This is a genomic window from Rhizobium sp. JAB6 (assembly GCF_003024605.1).
Lineage (GTDB): Bacteria > Pseudomonadota > Alphaproteobacteria > Rhizobiales > Rhizobiaceae > Rhizobium.
On record NZ_PYJQ01000009.1, the window covers coordinates 486,687 to 502,294 of the forward strand.

Consider the following 15,608-nt stretch of genomic DNA (forward strand, 5'->3'; position numbering starts at 1 on the left):
TTCCGGCTTCCCTCGGGGCGCCGTCAACAAACAGTCTCCAACAGCGGTGCCAAAACAATGTTCCCGCCAGGCCGCTCCAGAGCTACCGGTGCGGAACGCTCCAACCGTTCTCTCAGATCCCCGTCGAGAAAACTACATTCCAGCACCGCAGCGAACGATGCGATGCGGAGGTCTGCCAGCGGAAACGGATAGATAGGCTTGGAACCAATGGCTTTTCTCAAGGTTGGATAGGCATTTCGGAGAACGGAAAAATGACCGGCAACCCAAGCAATCATCCCAAGATCAAAGCATATCATGGCCCCGCTGGTGGATGGGGATCCGCCAAATCCGTGAGCGAAGTTCTGCTCCGCGAGCATGTCCCCGCCAAGGGACCTACCCTGCTCGCCCACCAGAACAAGCCAGATGGATATATGTGCGTCAGCTGCGCGTGGGCGAAACCGGCGAAACCCCATCCGCTGGAATTTTGTGAAAATGGCGCGAAAGCGACGGCGTGGGAGACGACGAACCGCAGAACCGATGCCGCTTTCTTTGCCGGTCACACGCTGGCGGAGTTGACGGGCTGGAGCGATCACGACCTGGAGGAACAAGGACGGCTGACACAGCCGATGCGCTACAATCCGGCGACCGACAAGTACGAGCCCGTCGAGTGGGATGCAGCCTTTGGCGAAATAGGCCGTGAACTCCGGGCATTGGCACCCGAACAGGTGGACTTTTATACGTCAGGCCGGGCATCCCTCGAAGCGGCCTATATGTATCAGCTCTTCGCCCGCATGTACGGCAGCAACAACCTGCCCGATTCCTCGAACATGTGTCACGAGAGCACCTCTGTGGCATTGCCGGAGAGCATCGGCGCATCTGTCGGTACGGCGGTGCTCTCGGATTTCCAGAATTGCGACTGCATCTTCTACATCGCACAAAATGTCGGTACCTCCTCCCCTCGCCTCCTTCACGACCTGCAGGATGCCGCCGACCGCGGCGTGCCGATCGTGACCCTCAATCTGCTTCACGAACGCGGCCTCGAACGTTTCAAGAATCCGCAAATGCCGAGCCAGATGCTGTCGGGAAAAGAAACCATCATTTCGACGGAATATTACCAGGTTCGCAGCGGCGGAGACGTCGCCGCGCTGTTCGGCATCTGCAAGGCTTTGATCGAGCAGGATGACGCTTTGAAATTGACCGGCGACAGCAAAGTCAGCGGCTCCGACGCCGAGCCGAAGGACCAGACGAATGCCGGAGAGATCGCTTTCGCTGCCTCGATCGCTGCGGCGGACAAGAAACATGTCTTGGACCATGACTTCATCGAAACCCACACCACGGGATTCGATAAGTTCGCAGCCGTTGCGAGAGCCCATTCCTGGGAAGAGCTGGAAGATGTCTCCGGTCTCACTCGCCAGCAGATGCAGCAGGCGGCAAATACCTACGCAAAAGCGCAAGCCGTACTCATTGCCTATGGTATGGGCGTTACACAGCACCTCATGGGTGTCGATAATGTTCATATGATCGCCAACCTCGCCTTGCTGCGAGGAAATATCGGCAAGCCCGGTGCCGCCATATGTTCCGTGCGCGGCCACTCGAACGTCCAGGGGCAGCGAACGGTCGGGATCACCGAAAAGCCTGGCCTTGCACCGCTGGACAAGCTGGCACAGCTCTATGATTTCAAGCCGCCGAGATGGATCGGACGCTCGACTGTCGACACCTGCGGCGCGATTTTGAACGGCAAGAGCCGGGCCTTTATCGGGCTCGGGGGCAACTTCCTGCGTGCCGTACCGGAAACCGACGCAATGGAGGCCGCGTGGCAAAAATTGCGCCTGACGGTGCAAATCGCCACCAAGCTCAATCGGACGCACGTGATTCATGGCGAAATCGCCTATCTTCTTCCCTGTCTCGGGCGCATCGAAATCGACGAGCAGGAAACGGGCCCTCAGGCGGTGTCTATCGAAAGCTCCGTCGCCCACTTCCATGGTTCCAGGGGCCGAGCAACGCCCGCAAGCGAACATCTGCGCTCGGAACCGGCGATCATCGCCGGATTGGCAAAGGCGACGCTGGCCCCCAACGCGGTCCCCTGGGATCGATGGGTCGCGGATTATGCGGAAATCCGCAATGCAATTGAGCGCACTTATCCGGAGACATTCAAGGACTTCAACAAACGTCTCTTCCAGCCCGGAGGATTCACGCGCCCGCTCCCGGCGCGGGAGCGAAAGTGGGTGACGGCAACCGGCAAGGCCAATTTCATCACACCGACGCGTCTCTTTCCCGAGTTGGACATTCCGGACGGCAGCGGCGAGGTTCTCCATCTTTCCACGCTGCGCTCCAACGACCAATTCAATACGACTGTCTATGGCTACAGCGATCGCTTCCGCGGTGTGGAGGGAACGCGGATGGTGATCTTCATGAACGGCGGGGATATCGCACGGCTTGGATTTGCCGAGGGCGACATGATCGATCTCTTCACCGCAATAAAGGGAGCGACGGACAGGAGAGTTTCTGGCCTGCGCATCGTCGAATATGCGATCCCGAGCGGTTGTTGCGCAGCCTATTATCCGGAAACGAACCCGCTCTTTCCGCTCGATCATCACGATAAGAAATCCAAGACACCTTCCTACAAGCTCCTGCCGGTCTTCCTCGCGCGCTCGCGGGAGGGCGCGCAAACGGCTCGATAATACTCGTTCTCAAAGAGCGAGCATGTCCCAGGCCCGGCCTCTCGAAGGCGGCATGGGATTCTCACAATTTGCTGTCGGCGGACCGCACATAACAAACCGGTTCAGCCGGCAGAGCGCTCGGACCCGCTCTCAAAGGATAATAGAAAATAGCCGTAGGCTTGGAATGTCAGTGAATAGGAAGCCTGCTCGACCGCCGGGAATTTTGTTTCACCAAACAATTCGAGAGGGGTTTTGCCCAGGAACGGGCTGAGATCCAGCTGCGCCGCCTGCCCGTTATTCGACAGATTGGCCGCAAAAAGCACGCAGTCGTTGCGATACTCTCTGGCATAGGCAATGACGGCCGTATTGCCCGTATGAAGAAAGCGTATGGAGCCTCGTGCGAATGCGGGATGGTGGGCGCGGATCGCCAGGACACGGCGGATCCAGTTCAAAAGCGAGTGCGCATCGTTTTCCTGCACCGCGACATTGATGGCACGGTAGCCGAATTGCGCATCGTCGATGACGGGAAGCGCAAGCTTGTCGGAGGCCGCATCGGAAAAACCTCCGTTCCGACCATTCGACCATTGCATCGGCGTGCGCACCCCATCCCTGTCGCCCAGGTCGAGATTGTCACCCATCCCGATCTCGTCGCCGTAATAAAGCACGGGGCTGCCCGGCAGCGACAGCAGCAGCATATGAAGGAGCTCAACCCGTCGTCTGTCCTGGTCCATCAAAGGCGACAGGCGGCGTCTGATCCCCAAATTGAGGCGCGCGCGCTCGTCGGAAGCGTAGGTATTCCAGAGGAAATTTCGCTCCGCCTCGCTGACCATTTCCAAGGTCAGTTCATCATGATTTCTAAGGAAAATGGCCCATTGGCAATCGCTCGGAATATCATGGGTCTGCCTTACCATCGTGATGATCGGCTGGGCATTTCCCATTGCAATCGCCGTGAAAATCCGCGGCATCAGCGGAAAATGAAAAGCCATGTGGCATTCATCGCCCGCACCGAAATACTCCCGCGCCTCGTCAGGCCACTGATTGGCCTCGGCCAGAAGAATGACGCCCGGGTGCTCCGTATCGAGCATGTTTCGGATGAGCTTGAGCAGCGCGTGGGTTTCGGGAAGATTTTCGTTGTTGGTATTTTCCCGTTCGACCAGATAGGGCACGGCATCCAGCCGGAATCCATCGACACCGGCATCGAGCCAGAAGCGTATGATATCAAGCAAAGCTTCCACGACCTCGGGATTGCGATAATTCAAATCGGGCTGATGCGAGTAGAAACGGTGCCAGAAATAGGCCCTCGCGACAGGATCCCAGGTCCAGTTGGATCTTTCGCTATCGACAAAAATGATGCGCGTCTCTGCGAACTTGTCATCCGTCTCGGACCAGACATAGAAATCGCGCTCGGGAGATCCGGGCGGCGCATATCTGGCGCGCTGAAACCAGGGATGCTGGTCCGATGTATGATTGATGACCAACTCCGTAATCACCCGCATGCCGCGCGCATGCGCAGCATCCACGAAGGACGTAAAGTCCTCGATGGTACCGAATTGCGGGTTAATTTCTCTGTAGTCCAAGACGTCGTAACCATCGTCGCGCCGCGGCGAGGGATAGAAGGGCAGCAGCCAGATCGCATTGACGCCAAGCGATGCCAGATAATCGAGCTTTTGGGTAAGCCCGGCAAAGTCGCCGAACCCGTCGCCATCCGCATCGAAGAAGGATTTCACATGCAATTGATAGATTACCGCATCCTTATGCCACGACGGATAGCGAAGATTGCGGTCACTCGTGCTCAAGCGGCTCTCCCTAGCAACTTCATTGATGATGAACATCCAGGCTCTGACAACTAAAGCCGACAGTCCGATCTTCAAGACCGCCAAAGTCAGGCCGGGCTGGAGGCAGACGGCAAAGCGCCATCGGCTCGAGTTCCGGAACACAAGCGAGACCGGCTTGTTCGGTTTCATGGGTTCGTCGTTGCGCTCGAGATGGCAATGGCAAGACGACCCAGATACGGTCTCTTGGAGGATAGGACGATGCCGAAGAAGAAGTCGAAGAAGTGGTCGCAGCAGGTCAGCGATAATAGCGACGCAATGGATTTGAAGGAGGGGGTATTCAAGCAGCGCAGCGCAAAGAAGATCGCAGACTCTCTCAAACAGTCCGCCGAACAGAGCAGCCGTCGCAAGGCCAGCCCATTTCAGTCGGCCATGTCGATGCTCAACTTCTACATCAACCGGGCGGGTGCCCAGCTTTCGAAAGCGAAACGGACAAGGTTGGAAAAGGCAAAGGCCGAATTGAGGAAAGATTTCGGGCGCAATCCCTAGAGCGCGGCTCTGCTTCCGTTGAGGATACGCTGCTGCTCAGTCTGGGGGATATCCGCTTTGATCGAGCAACCGGGCGAGATGCACGGTGTTGCGGGCAAGCATGTTCACGGCTTTCGTCACCTCGTCAGGGATAGTCTTCAGATCGACGAAGTTTGTCTTTCCCATTGCAGGCCCGACCCAGTAGGCGACGGCGTTTGCCGGAATGGTGAAACCGACGTCGTTCAAGGCCTGATAGACTTCGGCCGATACATGGTGAGCGCCGTCCCTCATTGCCCACCACCGCAACGGCTGCGACGCGGCCATAAGATATCATTCGTCCCTCCTCATCCGTTTCCGAGAGAAGGCGTCCATGCGTTCCAGCACGCGTTTTGTTGGGCTCGATGGCTGGCCCAGATCGGCCTGCCAAGAATGAGAATATTGGCCTTTATGATCAACTCGCGGATGTTCGGCCAATCATCGGCCGGCCCCTCGTTTGACTTAACGCCGGCGGGGATATTGTGATCGGCAAGGCGGAGCGTCTTCGTCTCCACACCCAGCTTGGCCATTGCCTCTGCCACGAGCGAAAGCATTCTCTCCGTGGACGAAGCTTCGCCTCGGATGCCTTTAAGGTTGCGTTCAACGCCACGGCTTTCAGGCTCATGACTCCTCGATCGACGTCGAGGCCCTAACCGCAAGATAGGCCCTATCGTTCCTCTAACCTCCATGGCCTGCAAGGACTGCTCTAGGCTGATCGTGGGCGGGGGAAGAAGCAGCGCGGCAGATCCTATCGTCCGGCGCCGCCCTTGCATCCAAGAAACCAAAATTTTCTTTACACACGCCTTTTCAGTGGGAACCGCGCCCGCTTTCCGGAGTTTGGATGTCAGCGATAGTAATGGGGTGGAGATCATGGAACGCATTGAAACGGGGGAGATTGAAATTCGATCGTCCACGCAGGTCTGGTCGGTTGCCGACTTTGCGAAGCGAAATAACCTCGATGAGAATGAGGAACGCCGCCTCCGCCAATTATTTGGTGCATTCGCAACGGCCGGGGAATTGCAGCACAATATCACGCGCAAACCGCGATGGAGATAACCCGCCTCATCACCGCCTAAGATCGAGATGCGGGCGCAACGCATGATGCCGTGGATTGCCCTCCCGGCGCCTCTCGATTTCTTCACGAAACTCATGCGTCGAAAATGAAGATATTCCCTTCCTTGACCGCCTCCAGAAACGCTTTGCGAGCAGCTTCAGGATCGAGACGCCCGTCGGACGCCTTGAGCAATGCCTCCTTTGCCACATGGAAAGCCGGTCCCTCTTCCAACGTAGGCCATTCGTGAAGCATATATTCGGAGGCGCGCTCAACGCTTGGAATGTTAACGCGTAGTCCCGTCTTTCTAGCTTCGACCGTGACCGACTTATTCCACCAAATTTGCGTCATCCCCCGTATCCTCCGCCGCACTGAACATGGCGGAAAACGGAATGTTCCAGCGCTTCTGACGTCCTGACGCCTGGCCTGCATAAAGCTCCCGATGAATATGCGAAAATATGGAACTTGATCGGTCGCCCAGCCTGTTGGTCCCCATGTGCGGAACCGAACGGGCACCCCGGCGTTTGCCGTTGCAGGGTGCAAGCATCGCGGGAGAAATCCTATGAAATTCTTCTTCAATCTCCATTCAGAGGATGCGGTCGATATTGACGGGGATGGGGTGGAACTGCCGTCGCTGCAAGCTGCCAGGGAAGAAGCCTGCCATTCCGCAAGGGAAATGATCGCCGAGCTGGTCCTGGAGAACAAGCCGATCGATGGAATGACATTCGAGATCGTTGACGAGCGCGGCGAAGTTCGCGCGGTTATTCGCTTTCGCGATCTCATCAGACTGGAATGAGGCACCTCGGCGGAAATTGCCGGTTTCGTTCCGGCTGCAATGGCGCCAATGACCATTCTTCCCAGCGAGAAGTACGCGAAGCCATCTTCTGACGGTTAAGCGTGTGAAAAAACAGAGAGGATGAAATAGTCCGTTCTTCCATGCGAAGCGGAAATCTAGCCTGCGGCTACAGGTCCTGCCTGCTCCAGAGCGAACCGCATCAAAAGCCCCTTTAATTCCGGTTCACGGACGCGCCTGGCGGCTTCTTCGGGCATCATCCATTCGATCAGGCGCTGACCGCTTTCCGGAAACTTCTGATATTGCTTTCGGACATGGAGAAGGTGGACTTCGACCACCGAGGGTATGGTCTTGCCGCCGGCTATGGCCTTCAGATAGGTAAAATAGCCGAATGGGCTGTTCTTGATCTTGCCTTTGACGCCGGCTTCTTCCCAGGCTTCTCGTTCCGCAACCTGCCCGCCATCGAGGCCCTTGATTGGCCATCCCTTCGGGATCATCCATCGCTTGGTCTCACGCGTCGTGATGAGCAAGACCTCAAGAACGTTTGCCTCACCATATCGAAAGCAAAGCGCCCCATACTGCTCCGCCATATCTCCGGCTGCGATGGTTTCGATATGGGGAGCAAGTCTCGCAAGATGCGCTCGGTGTTTTGACATGGCTCCTCATACTGCCGGGATCATCGGACGGCACCGAATCCTTCTGTAATTCGTTGCCGTCCGCGGTCTCAAGCGATGCGCTGATCCTGCAGCGCACCGAAAAGGACATAATCGGCGCCTTACGCCGCCTTTTTGGCCTTGGCGTTGGCGGCCGTTTCCGCCAGCTTCGTCAGCTTCTGGTCGGTAGCCTTCTCTTCCTCCAGCGTCTGCTGAAGAAGCGGCACGGCCTCCTTGAGTCCAAGCTGCTTGGCCCATTCGATGAGCGTTCCATAGCGGGCGATTTCATAGTGCTCGACGGCTTGCGCCGAAGAAATCAGGCCTGCGTCGAGTGCCGGCGTACCTTTGAATTCCTCGATGATCTCGTCGGCTTCGGCGATGATACCGAGAATTGCGTCGCAGGTCTTGCCGCGCGCCGATTTTCCGAGGAGCTCGAACACCTGCTCCAGACGTTCGACATGGCCCTGGGTTTCGTCCCGGTGATGAAGAAAGCCCTGCTTGCCTTCTTCCGCCTGGGCTGCGCGCGCCATTTTGGGCAATGCCTTCAGGATTTGCTTTTCGGCGTAGTAGATGTCTTTCAGCGTTTCCAGAAAGAGATCGTTCAAAGTCTTTTCGGATGCCATTTGGGGTCCTCCAACGTGGGTGTAACGGTCATTTGCGAAGCTGAAGCACTTCGCTTCCGGTCAAATCGGGTGGACGGTCTGTCCGCTCGATCCACTTGCAAAAAGAGAAGTCCGCAGAGCCGCGGGCCTCCGCGGGATTCGGTCAGGATTTCTTATGGCTTTGCTGACCGGCTTTCACATGCTGCTCGTGCGAACCGCCGCGCTCGCCGCCTGACCGTTGTTCCTTGTGCGACGAAGCCTGCTTCGTGTCGGTATTCTTGTGGCTCTGCTGGCCGGCTTTGACGTGCTGTTCATGAGATCCACCTTGGGAAGCCATGATGCTTTCTCCTCTAGTTTGATTGCGAGGCCGAACTGGCCTCTATCTTCGAACAGACAATCGCAAGTTTGGTTCCTGCATGGCTGCTAAAAAAATGCCTTGGGCCCTACCTGTGACCGCAGCGAACATGGCAAACCCGATGCCAAGCGCAATTGCATTCAAGCTGCGCTGGATGGCGCTGCCCCACGGCGTTGCGATAGGGCAGTCGCATCGTGATTTTCGCGACAGGCGCGAAAATATGAGGCCGGAAAGCCACCCGCCTCACCGGCTTCTTAATCCGCATGAAGCTTATCTGTTGAAATTAAAGGATTTGGTGGGCCCGGAGGGACTCGAACCCCCAACCAAGCGGTTATGAGCCGCCGGCTCTAACCATTGAGCTACAGGCCCGGCGCAGCAAAGGACGTGCGCTTGCGGTTCCGGAGCAATGGTTCTCCGGAGCCGACTTGGCTCTAACCCAATTTCTCTTTTCCGACAAGGGACTGCCGTAATACCTTCACAATGAATCCCCAAAAGCGAATCTTGAGGGACCATCAACCAAGGAACGAATCATGCTTCTGACAAAAACCAGAGATTTTGCTCTTGCCGCTCTTGTCAGCGCCACTTTTTTCGTGCCGGCAGCTGCTGCCTTTGCCGAGGATGTCAAGCCGCGCGAGGCCGTCATTACCGTCACCGGCGAGGGACATGCGGCGATCGCGCCGGATATGGCGGTGGTGACGCTGTCGGTCGTTCAGCAGGCCAAAGCTGCCCAGGACGCTCTCGATCAGAACAACAAGGCCATGGGCGCTGTACTGGCAACGCTGAAGGAAAGCGGCATCGCCGAGCGCGACCTGCAGACTTCGAGCTTTTCGATTCAGCCGCAATATACCTATCCGAACGACAAGGACGGTCACAACCAGCCGCCGGTTCTGACCGGCTATCAGGTGACGAACGGCTTGACCGTTCGGGTGCGTGATCTCTCCAAGCTGGGCGCATTGCTCGACCAGGCGGTCAAGCTCGGCATCAATCAGGGCGGCGATATCCAGTTCACCAACGACAAGCCGGATGCCGTGCTCGAAGAAGCACGCAAGAAGGCCGTCGCCGATGCCGCCGCCAAGGCAAAGACCCTGACGGATGCCGCCGGCGTCAAACTCGGCCGTATCATCTCCATCCACGAAGGCGGCATTGCAGCCCCGCCGCAGCCCTATATGCGCAGCATGGCCGCCGCGGCTCCGATGGACAAGGCAGTTCCCGTCGCAACCGGCGAGAACGGATACAACGCTTCGGTGAGCATCACCTACGCCATCCAGCAGTAGACAAAACAAAACCGCCCTTCGCTCGGATCCGATCGGATCGTGCAAAGGGCGGTTCCGCGGCCCCCGCCAAAGGCGAAAAGGTCAGAGAACGGAAAGCGGGCGCTCTGTGTGGCCGCTTTGCTTATCAGCGGCCCAAAAGCGGGCAACCCCGAACATTGGCAAACATCATCGTATCCGGGCCGCGCCGGCCGAAGCCGTCGACGATAACACGACGCGGCGTCACATTCACGATGCGGGCGCGGCGCAGACCGTAACTGCGTGCAACATCCACAGCCTGACGCGGATCGCAGCCATGCCGATCGAAGCGCGGCGGGGGACGATCATAATCCGGCGGCGGCGGGCGATGACGGCCCGGGTTCACATAAATATCCACCCCCTGTGCAGAGGCAAAATCCGCGGTGCCCGACATTGCAGTCACCGCGACGCACGCAGCGATCCCCAACTTTGCCAGCATTTGTCTCATTGTGTTCTCCGTAAAGCAGAAAGCCTCTATCTCATGCCAGCAACAGGTGCTGAACGAGCGCCCGAGAAGTAAAGGCATGATGCTGAATAAGCTCGGAATCAGCCATTCATCCATTATTCAGCTACAATGAACGCGAAAGGAAAACCAGACGGCCCGATAATAGCATAGCCCCAAAATAAAGCCGCCTCCCTTTTGGAAGCGGCTTCAAGTTCCTCACATGGATGTGGAAAACCTCGATGCACTGCAATCAGCGGCGGATCAGCGGGCAACCCGGCACGTTGGCGAAGACGATGCGATCCGGACCGCGACGCCCGAAACCGTCGACGACGACGCGACGCGGCGTGACATTGTCGATGCGGGCGCGGCGCAGGCCCATGTCGCGAGCTTTCTCGACTGCGAGACGGGGCGAGCACATGCGGCCGCGTGGGTGGTGATCATAGCGAGCCTGATGGAAGCCAGGATGAAAGTCATTGGCCGATGCCGTCACGGTAGTGGCGGATATAGCGCCGAGCGCGATGACAGCGGCAATAGCTGCCTTGGCGAAAAGATTGGTCATGGTGTTTCTCCTTCAAATCCTTGCTGCGGATCGTTGCAATCCCGTTATTGGTCTCGCACCTTGGGATTGGAGCCACGTTAGGTCAGAAAAGCTGAACCGAACACGAACCGGCCATTCAGATTGTATTCATGGCGGTTAACAACCTGTTGACGCAGCAGCGGATGAAGCTCAGGCGGAAAAATGCAGCACGATCTCGCGGCGATGCGGCCGGTCGCGATGTTCGAAGAGATAGATACCCTGCCAGGTACCGAGCGCCAGCCGGCCGCGCATGACCGGAATGCCGATCGAGACCTGCGTCAGCGCGGCCTTGATATGCGCCGGCATATCATCCGGTCCTTCCACCGTGTGCACGATCCAGCGCATCGAGGGATCCGAGGATGGCGGCACGAGCCGGCTGAAGAAGGCCTTGAGATCGGTCTTCACGTCGGGATCGGCATTTTCCTGAATCAAAAGTGAGCAGGAGGTATGGCGTACGAAGACGGTCAGAAGCCCCTCACCGCCCGCCGCCACCGTGCGGACGAATTCCGCCGCCTGATCGGTAAATTCATAAAGCCCCTGACCATGGGTCGAGAGCGTGACAACGGTTTGTGGCATGGCATTCCCCGAACATGACGATGGCGATGCGCATCAGGTCGGGCGCAGTGGCCGGATGTCAAGTCCGCCCACTGCTCGGACTAAAGCTCGATGGCGACCTTGAAGCCACCATAGATCATGCGCTTGCCATCGAAGGGCATGTTTTCCATCTCATCCTTCAAGCGGGGATCGGCCATGACCCTGGCCAATATCGCATCGCGGCTTTCGCGCGATTCATAGGTAATCCATGAGAACACCACGACTTCGTCTTCAGTTGCCTGCACGGCACGCGGAAAGGAAGTGAGTTCGCCATAGGGAACATCGTCGCCTATGGCCTCGACATAGCTGAGCGCACCATATTCCCGCCAGATCTCCCCGGCTCTTTGCGCCAGCGCCTTGTATGCCTCGATCTTATCTTTCGGCACGGCGACGATGAAACCGTCGACATACGACATTTCCACCTCCTCTGTTCTATGTTCACTTTCGAAGGACGATTGATGGCGACCAGATCCGACATCCCGTGCGGATATTTTCCGCGCATCATCTCGCCAGCCCGAATTCGCTGAACGATCCCGTGAAGGATTGCCAATGACGATAGAATACCAGAATGATCCGAAGCTCGAAAATGAGGCGCTCAATGCCCTATGGGCGGCCGCATGGAATAGTCCCCACCTACGGGACTTCCAGCCCATCCTCTCCCGAAACCTCGTCCATGTCGGCGCATTCGCTGGCACGAGACTGGTCGGCTTCGTCAACGTGGCCTGGGACGGCGGCATTCACGCCTTCATTCTCGATACCTGCGTCGATCCAGAATTTCGGCGCAGAGGCATTGCAAGCGCCCTGGTCGAACGGGCGAAAACCCTGGCCCGCGAGCGTGGAGCCGAATGGCTGCATGTCGATTTCGAACCGCATCTCGCCAGCTTCTATCGCCGACTTGGTTTCGCTTCGACGGAGGCTGGCCTGATCCGCCTGCGCGATTGACGGAATGCCTGGCTAGGTGGATGAGCGGCTTTGCGCGAGCAGCCAGTTGCGGAACAGGGCTGCGGCTGGATTGAGCAAGGCGGCCGGCGGATAGACCAGATTGTAGCTGACGGCAGCCGGCTGTACCTCCACAAAGCACCTCACCAGCTTTTTCTCGGAGAGATCGCGCGCCACCAACGAGCTTCGCACGAGGGCGAAGCCACGACCCTGCCGGCAGGCGTCCAGCATCTCGGCGAAGGAATCGAAGAGAGGTGCCTCCTCCACAGCCCGTCCGATATCGAAACGCACGCCGTCCTCGCCGCCGCTCTCGCCAATCACCTGCTCGTGCCAGCGCTGCCAATCCAGAATCGTATGCCGCATGCCGGAGTAACGCAGAAGCGGAGCCGCCCTTATGGCCCAACGCGGCGGCAGCCGCTTGGACAGTTCCGGCGAACTGACGACGAACTCCTCGTCCGTCAGCAGTTCTTCATGCGTGAAACCGGCGTCGGCGCGGCCGAGCCAGATGGCGAGATCTGTGCCGCCTGGTTGAAAATCGGGGCGCTGATAGCCGACAGCCAGCTTCACCTCGATGTCCGGATGACGCTGGCAGAAATCCGGCAGCCGCGCCGCCAGCCATTGGCTGGAAAACTCCGGCGAGACGGAGACCGCGACGCTGCGAACCGAAATACTTGCACGCGCCTGGTACAGAGCCGTTTCCAGCTCGGTAATCGTGCCTGAGATTGCGGGATGCAGGCGGGCGCCCAACGGTGTCAGCCGCGCCCCATTTCGGCCCCGGTCAAACAGGCGTCCGCCGATCCATCCTTCCAGCTGAGCAAGCTGATGACTGACCGCCGTCTGTGTCTGACCGATCCGCTCGGCGGCACGGCCAAAACCACCGGTCTCAACAATGGCGCAGAATGTCTGAAGCACCGAAAGCGGCGGCAACGGCCTCTTTCCCATGAAAATCCCTCATGCTTTACAGCCTGAGGATTCATTATACATCACTATACTCCTAGCGCATCTATCGACTGACGACGTGTTTCGAGGGTAAAGATAGATGAACATTCTTCATAATACCGGCTGGAAAGCATGGGTCGTCCGGCTCCTGATTCGGAAAGGCGCCTCGGAACGACGCTCGCATATGGAAGGTGATCGGAAGCGAGACATGCTATCTCAGGCAAACCGCCATCTGCTACGCGATGTCGGGTTAAGCAATCTCGCGGAAGAACGATCCAAAGATGGACATCGCTAGCCCCTGAGCGTCTTCACCCTGGTAAGGTCCGGAAAGAGACGCATCCAGAGCAGCACCACGACGATGGTTCCGACGCCGCCGACGATGCCGGTCAGGACAGGTCCGAGCGCGCTGGCAAGCATGCCGGACTCGAATTCGCCGAGCTGATTGGAGGTGCCTATGAACAGCGAATTCACGGCATTGACCCGGCCGCGCATGGCATCAGGCGTCAGGAGCTGCACGAGCGAGCTGCGCACGACGACGCTGACGGTATCCGAGGCACCGACGACAAAGAGCGCGGCGACCGAAAGGACAATATTGCTCGACAACGAAAATACGATGGTGGCGATCCCGAAAATGAGGACCGCGAACAGCATCTTCTTGCCGACATCGCTCTGCAGCGGCCGGCGCGCCAGCCAGATGGACATGGCGAGCGCGCCGATTGCCGGCGCGGCGCGCAACAGGCCAAGCCCCCATGGTCCGGCATGCAGAATATCCCGCGCAAACATCGGCAGCAGCGCCGTCGTGCCACCGAGCAGCACGGCGAAGAGATCGAGCGAAATCGTTCCCAGCATGACCGGGCGGCTCTTGATGAAGGAAACACCGGCAAAGACGGAGCTCAACGTCACCGGCTCGCGCGACGACGGCTGCTCCCGCTCGACGCGGATCGAAATGACGTTGATGCTCGCTATGACATAAAGCACGGCCGAAACGGCAAACGGAGCGACAGGGCTGACACCATAGAGCAGGCCACCAAGCGATGGGCCGATGATAAAGGCCGTCTGCATCATGGAGGTGGAGGTGGCGATGGCAACCTGCAGCAGCGAAGACGGCACGATATTGGGCAGGAGTGCCGCCATCGTCGGACGCTCAAAGGCCGTCCCCGCGCCCATGACGGCAACGCTGGCCAGGATGCCGGCGGGTCCAATCCAATGCTGCCAGACGGCCACAGCGAGAACAAGCGCCGTCAGCGCCTCGATCAGCTGGCAGATAAGGCCGATGCGGCGGCGGTCGAACCGATCGGCGACATGTCCGACGACGAAGGTCAGGATAACCATCGGCAGGAACTGGCAGAAACCGACGAGGCCAAGGAAAAAGGCGCTGTGGGTCTGGTCGTAGATCATCCAGCCCATGGCAACCGTGACAGACTGGAAGCCTATCGAGGAAAAGACACGCGACGCAGCGAATGAACGATATCCGGGGTGACCGAGCACGTTTGGCCGGTCGACAGTCTGCAGTGTATCCATGGGCCTTTTTGTCTGCCGGCACGGACGCTTGCAGACTTGCTTCTCAACGATCGGATTTTCTACACCCCTGCTCTGCCTCGATGCGCCTGCTGTCAATCTTGTTTTTGCTGCAACGGCAAATTCATCGCGGACGATAGATCAAATCGCGGTGAAGACGAGCTGAGAAGACCGTGCCTGGCCTCGATCGACCAGATAGCCGCCAGTTCCGCTGCGATCGCAGCGATCAGCTTCGCAATATCTCTGGCTGCGGATTCGTGCAGCGCTTCCGCGACGATCAGCACCCCGCGCGTATCATTGCGGACCGCTGACAACCCGCTCTGCCGATTGGTCCACCGGCGGGCATGCGCCTGCCCAGCAGCATCGGCAAAGATCACCTCTCTCGCCTCCGGATGCTCCATCTCGCCGGAAAAGGTCAAATAGGTTTCGCTGCTGCTTGCATGCCGCACTTCGAGATCGCCGGAGATTTTCGCAAGATCGAAAACGGCGACGGGAATCGCGAAAGCGATCGAGATAGCATTGCAGAGATCGACAAGCGGGTGCAGCCGCGGCAGCATCCCTTCCTGGCGAAAGCGGCGCAGCAGCGCTTCGGAGGCGCAGCGATATTGCGTCGGCTTCAATCCCATTTTGGAGAAAGCCCGCCGCCATGCCTGGATTTCAGGCATCTCGCTTTCGGGACCCTGCCTCAGCCGGCCTGCGGCGGTTGCATGATATCCGGCGATCCGATCGCCGACATCGGCAGTCGAGGTGATCCCTTCGGCGAACAACACGCCGGGAACCAGCTCGGGAAATTCGCTCCATATCTCATTCGAATGACGGAAAAACATCGTACCTCCTGACAGGTATCTGCTCGCCGCAGCAGAAAACCCGTCACCAAT

Annotated in this window: 18 protein-coding genes, 1 tRNA gene and 2 pseudogenes; 6 read left to right on the top strand and 15 right to left on the bottom strand. The window is 58.3% G+C overall.

Annotated elements, in window-relative coordinates:
* Positions 1 to 23: 23 nt before the first annotated feature.
* The gene (locus tag C7U61_RS19525; RefSeq protein ID WP_162703249.1) at positions 24 to 275 is read right to left on the bottom strand and encodes a hypothetical protein; all 252 of its coding nucleotides are present in this window, start codon (positions 273 to 275) and stop codon (positions 24 to 26) included.
* Here C7U61_RS19525 and C7U61_RS12330 point away from each other — a divergent pair.
* Positions 252 to 2,660, top strand: coding sequence for an FdhF/YdeP family oxidoreductase (locus tag C7U61_RS12330; RefSeq protein ID WP_106998359.1), 2,409 nt, complete (start codon positions 252 to 254; stop codon positions 2,658 to 2,660). The two genes, C7U61_RS19525 and C7U61_RS12330, sit on opposite strands and share 24 nt — an antisense overlap.
* 143 nt (positions 2,661 to 2,803) lie before the next feature.
* On the opposite strand, the pseudogene treS reads toward C7U61_RS12330, so the two are convergent.
* Positions 2,804 to 4,435: pseudogene (treS, locus tag C7U61_RS12335) on the bottom strand (maltose alpha-D-glucosyltransferase); the annotation flags it as partial.
* A 237-nt stretch (positions 4,436 to 4,672) separates the two neighbouring features.
* Between treS and C7U61_RS12340 the strand changes: the two are divergent.
* Entirely contained in the window at positions 4,673 to 4,960 is a 288-nt protein-coding gene (locus C7U61_RS12340; protein WP_106998360.1) for a DUF3175 domain-containing protein, read from the top strand.
* 36 nt (positions 4,961 to 4,996) lie between these two features.
* Here C7U61_RS12340 and C7U61_RS12345 read toward each other — a convergent pair.
* Positions 4,997 to 5,600: pseudogene (locus C7U61_RS12345) on the bottom strand (NAD(P)H-dependent oxidoreductase).
* A 245-nt stretch (positions 5,601 to 5,845) separates the two neighbouring features.
* Here C7U61_RS12345 and C7U61_RS12350 point away from each other — a divergent pair.
* Positions 5,846 to 6,031 (top strand): hypothetical protein, encoded by a 186-nt coding sequence (locus C7U61_RS12350; RefSeq protein WP_106999076.1) that lies wholly within the window; start codon positions 5,846 to 5,848, stop codon positions 6,029 to 6,031.
* A gap of 91 nt (positions 6,032 to 6,122) precedes the next feature.
* Here C7U61_RS12350 and C7U61_RS12355 read toward each other — a convergent pair whose 3' ends face one another.
* Positions 6,123 to 6,377 carry a DUF982 domain-containing protein gene (locus tag C7U61_RS12355; protein WP_162703255.1) on the bottom strand — a complete coding sequence of 85 codons (255 nt, stop codon included), beginning with the start codon at positions 6,375 to 6,377 and terminating at the stop codon, positions 6,123 to 6,125.
* A 211-nt stretch (positions 6,378 to 6,588) separates the two neighbouring features.
* Here C7U61_RS12355 and C7U61_RS12360 point away from each other — a divergent pair, with 211 nt between their 5' ends.
* Complete coding sequence (locus C7U61_RS12360) at positions 6,589 to 6,822, top strand: hypothetical protein (RefSeq protein WP_106998362.1); 234 nt, start codon at positions 6,589 to 6,591, stop codon at positions 6,820 to 6,822.
* Positions 6,823 to 6,977: 155 nt separating this feature from the next.
* Here the strand turns inward: C7U61_RS12360 and C7U61_RS12365 are convergent, their stop codons facing one another.
* From C7U61_RS12365 to C7U61_RS12375, 4 genes are all read right to left on the bottom strand, one after another.
* Complete coding sequence (locus C7U61_RS12365; protein WP_106998363.1) at positions 6,978 to 7,475, bottom strand: NUDIX hydrolase; 498 nt, start codon at positions 7,473 to 7,475, stop codon at positions 6,978 to 6,980.
* Between the two features lie 119 nt (positions 7,476 to 7,594).
* The gene (locus tag C7U61_RS12370) at positions 7,595 to 8,095 is read right to left on the bottom strand and encodes a ferritin-like domain-containing protein (RefSeq protein WP_106998364.1); all 501 of its coding nucleotides are present in this window, start codon (positions 8,093 to 8,095) and stop codon (positions 7,595 to 7,597) included.
* A 142-nt stretch (positions 8,096 to 8,237) separates the two neighbouring features.
* A complete protein-coding gene (locus C7U61_RS19530; protein ID WP_181315841.1) occupies positions 8,238 to 8,411 on the bottom strand; it encodes a hypothetical protein in 174 nt (57 codons plus the stop codon).
* Between the two features lie 311 nt (positions 8,412 to 8,722).
* Positions 8,723 to 8,798, bottom strand: a tRNA-Ile gene (locus tag C7U61_RS12375).
* A gap of 161 nt (positions 8,799 to 8,959) precedes the next feature.
* On the opposite strand from C7U61_RS12375, the gene C7U61_RS12380 reads away from it, so the two are divergent.
* Positions 8,960 to 9,703: an SIMPL domain-containing protein gene (locus tag C7U61_RS12380; RefSeq protein WP_106998365.1), complete on the top strand. Its 744-nt coding sequence runs from the start codon at positions 8,960 to 8,962 to the stop codon at positions 9,701 to 9,703.
* Positions 9,704 to 9,827: 124 nt separating this feature from the next.
* Here C7U61_RS12380 and C7U61_RS12385 read toward each other — a convergent pair whose 3' ends face one another.
* The 4 genes from C7U61_RS12385 to C7U61_RS12400 all read right to left on the bottom strand — a co-directional run bounded on the left by C7U61_RS12385 (position 9,828) and on the right by C7U61_RS12400 (position 11,750).
* Complete coding sequence (locus C7U61_RS12385; protein ID WP_106998366.1) at positions 9,828 to 10,166, bottom strand: hypothetical protein; 339 nt, start codon at positions 10,164 to 10,166, stop codon at positions 9,828 to 9,830.
* A gap of 247 nt (positions 10,167 to 10,413) precedes the next feature.
* Positions 10,414 to 10,722, bottom strand: coding sequence for a hypothetical protein (locus C7U61_RS12390; protein WP_106998367.1), 309 nt, complete (start codon positions 10,720 to 10,722; stop codon positions 10,414 to 10,416).
* Between the two features lie 168 nt (positions 10,723 to 10,890).
* Positions 10,891 to 11,316 (bottom strand): secondary thiamine-phosphate synthase enzyme YjbQ, encoded by a 426-nt coding sequence (locus C7U61_RS12395; RefSeq protein ID WP_106998368.1) that lies wholly within the window; start codon positions 11,314 to 11,316, stop codon positions 10,891 to 10,893.
* A gap of 80 nt (positions 11,317 to 11,396) precedes the next feature.
* A complete protein-coding gene (locus tag C7U61_RS12400) occupies positions 11,397 to 11,750 on the bottom strand; it encodes a DUF1428 family protein (protein WP_106998369.1) in 354 nt (117 codons plus the stop codon).
* Between the two features lie 133 nt (positions 11,751 to 11,883).
* Between C7U61_RS12400 and C7U61_RS12405 the strand changes: the two genes are divergently transcribed.
* A complete protein-coding gene (locus C7U61_RS12405; RefSeq protein ID WP_106998370.1) occupies positions 11,884 to 12,276 on the top strand; it encodes a GNAT family N-acetyltransferase in 393 nt (130 codons plus the stop codon).
* 12 nt (positions 12,277 to 12,288) lie between these two features.
* On the opposite strand, the gene C7U61_RS12410 is transcribed toward C7U61_RS12405, so the two are convergent.
* The 3 genes from C7U61_RS12410 to C7U61_RS12420 form a co-directional block, all read right to left on the bottom strand.
* Positions 12,289 to 13,215: a LysR substrate-binding domain-containing protein gene (locus C7U61_RS12410; protein WP_106998371.1), complete on the bottom strand. Its 927-nt coding sequence runs from the start codon at positions 13,213 to 13,215 to the stop codon at positions 12,289 to 12,291.
* Between the two features lie 288 nt (positions 13,216 to 13,503).
* Positions 13,504 to 14,733 (bottom strand): MFS transporter, encoded by a 1,230-nt coding sequence (locus tag C7U61_RS12415; RefSeq protein WP_106998372.1) that lies wholly within the window; start codon positions 14,731 to 14,733, stop codon positions 13,504 to 13,506.
* Between the two features lie 92 nt (positions 14,734 to 14,825).
* On the bottom strand, positions 14,826 to 15,557 hold the full coding sequence (locus C7U61_RS12420; protein WP_106998373.1) for a phenylalanine--tRNA ligase beta subunit-related protein: 732 nt from the start codon (positions 15,555 to 15,557) through the stop codon (positions 14,826 to 14,828).
* Positions 15,558 to 15,608: the final 51 nt, after the last annotated feature.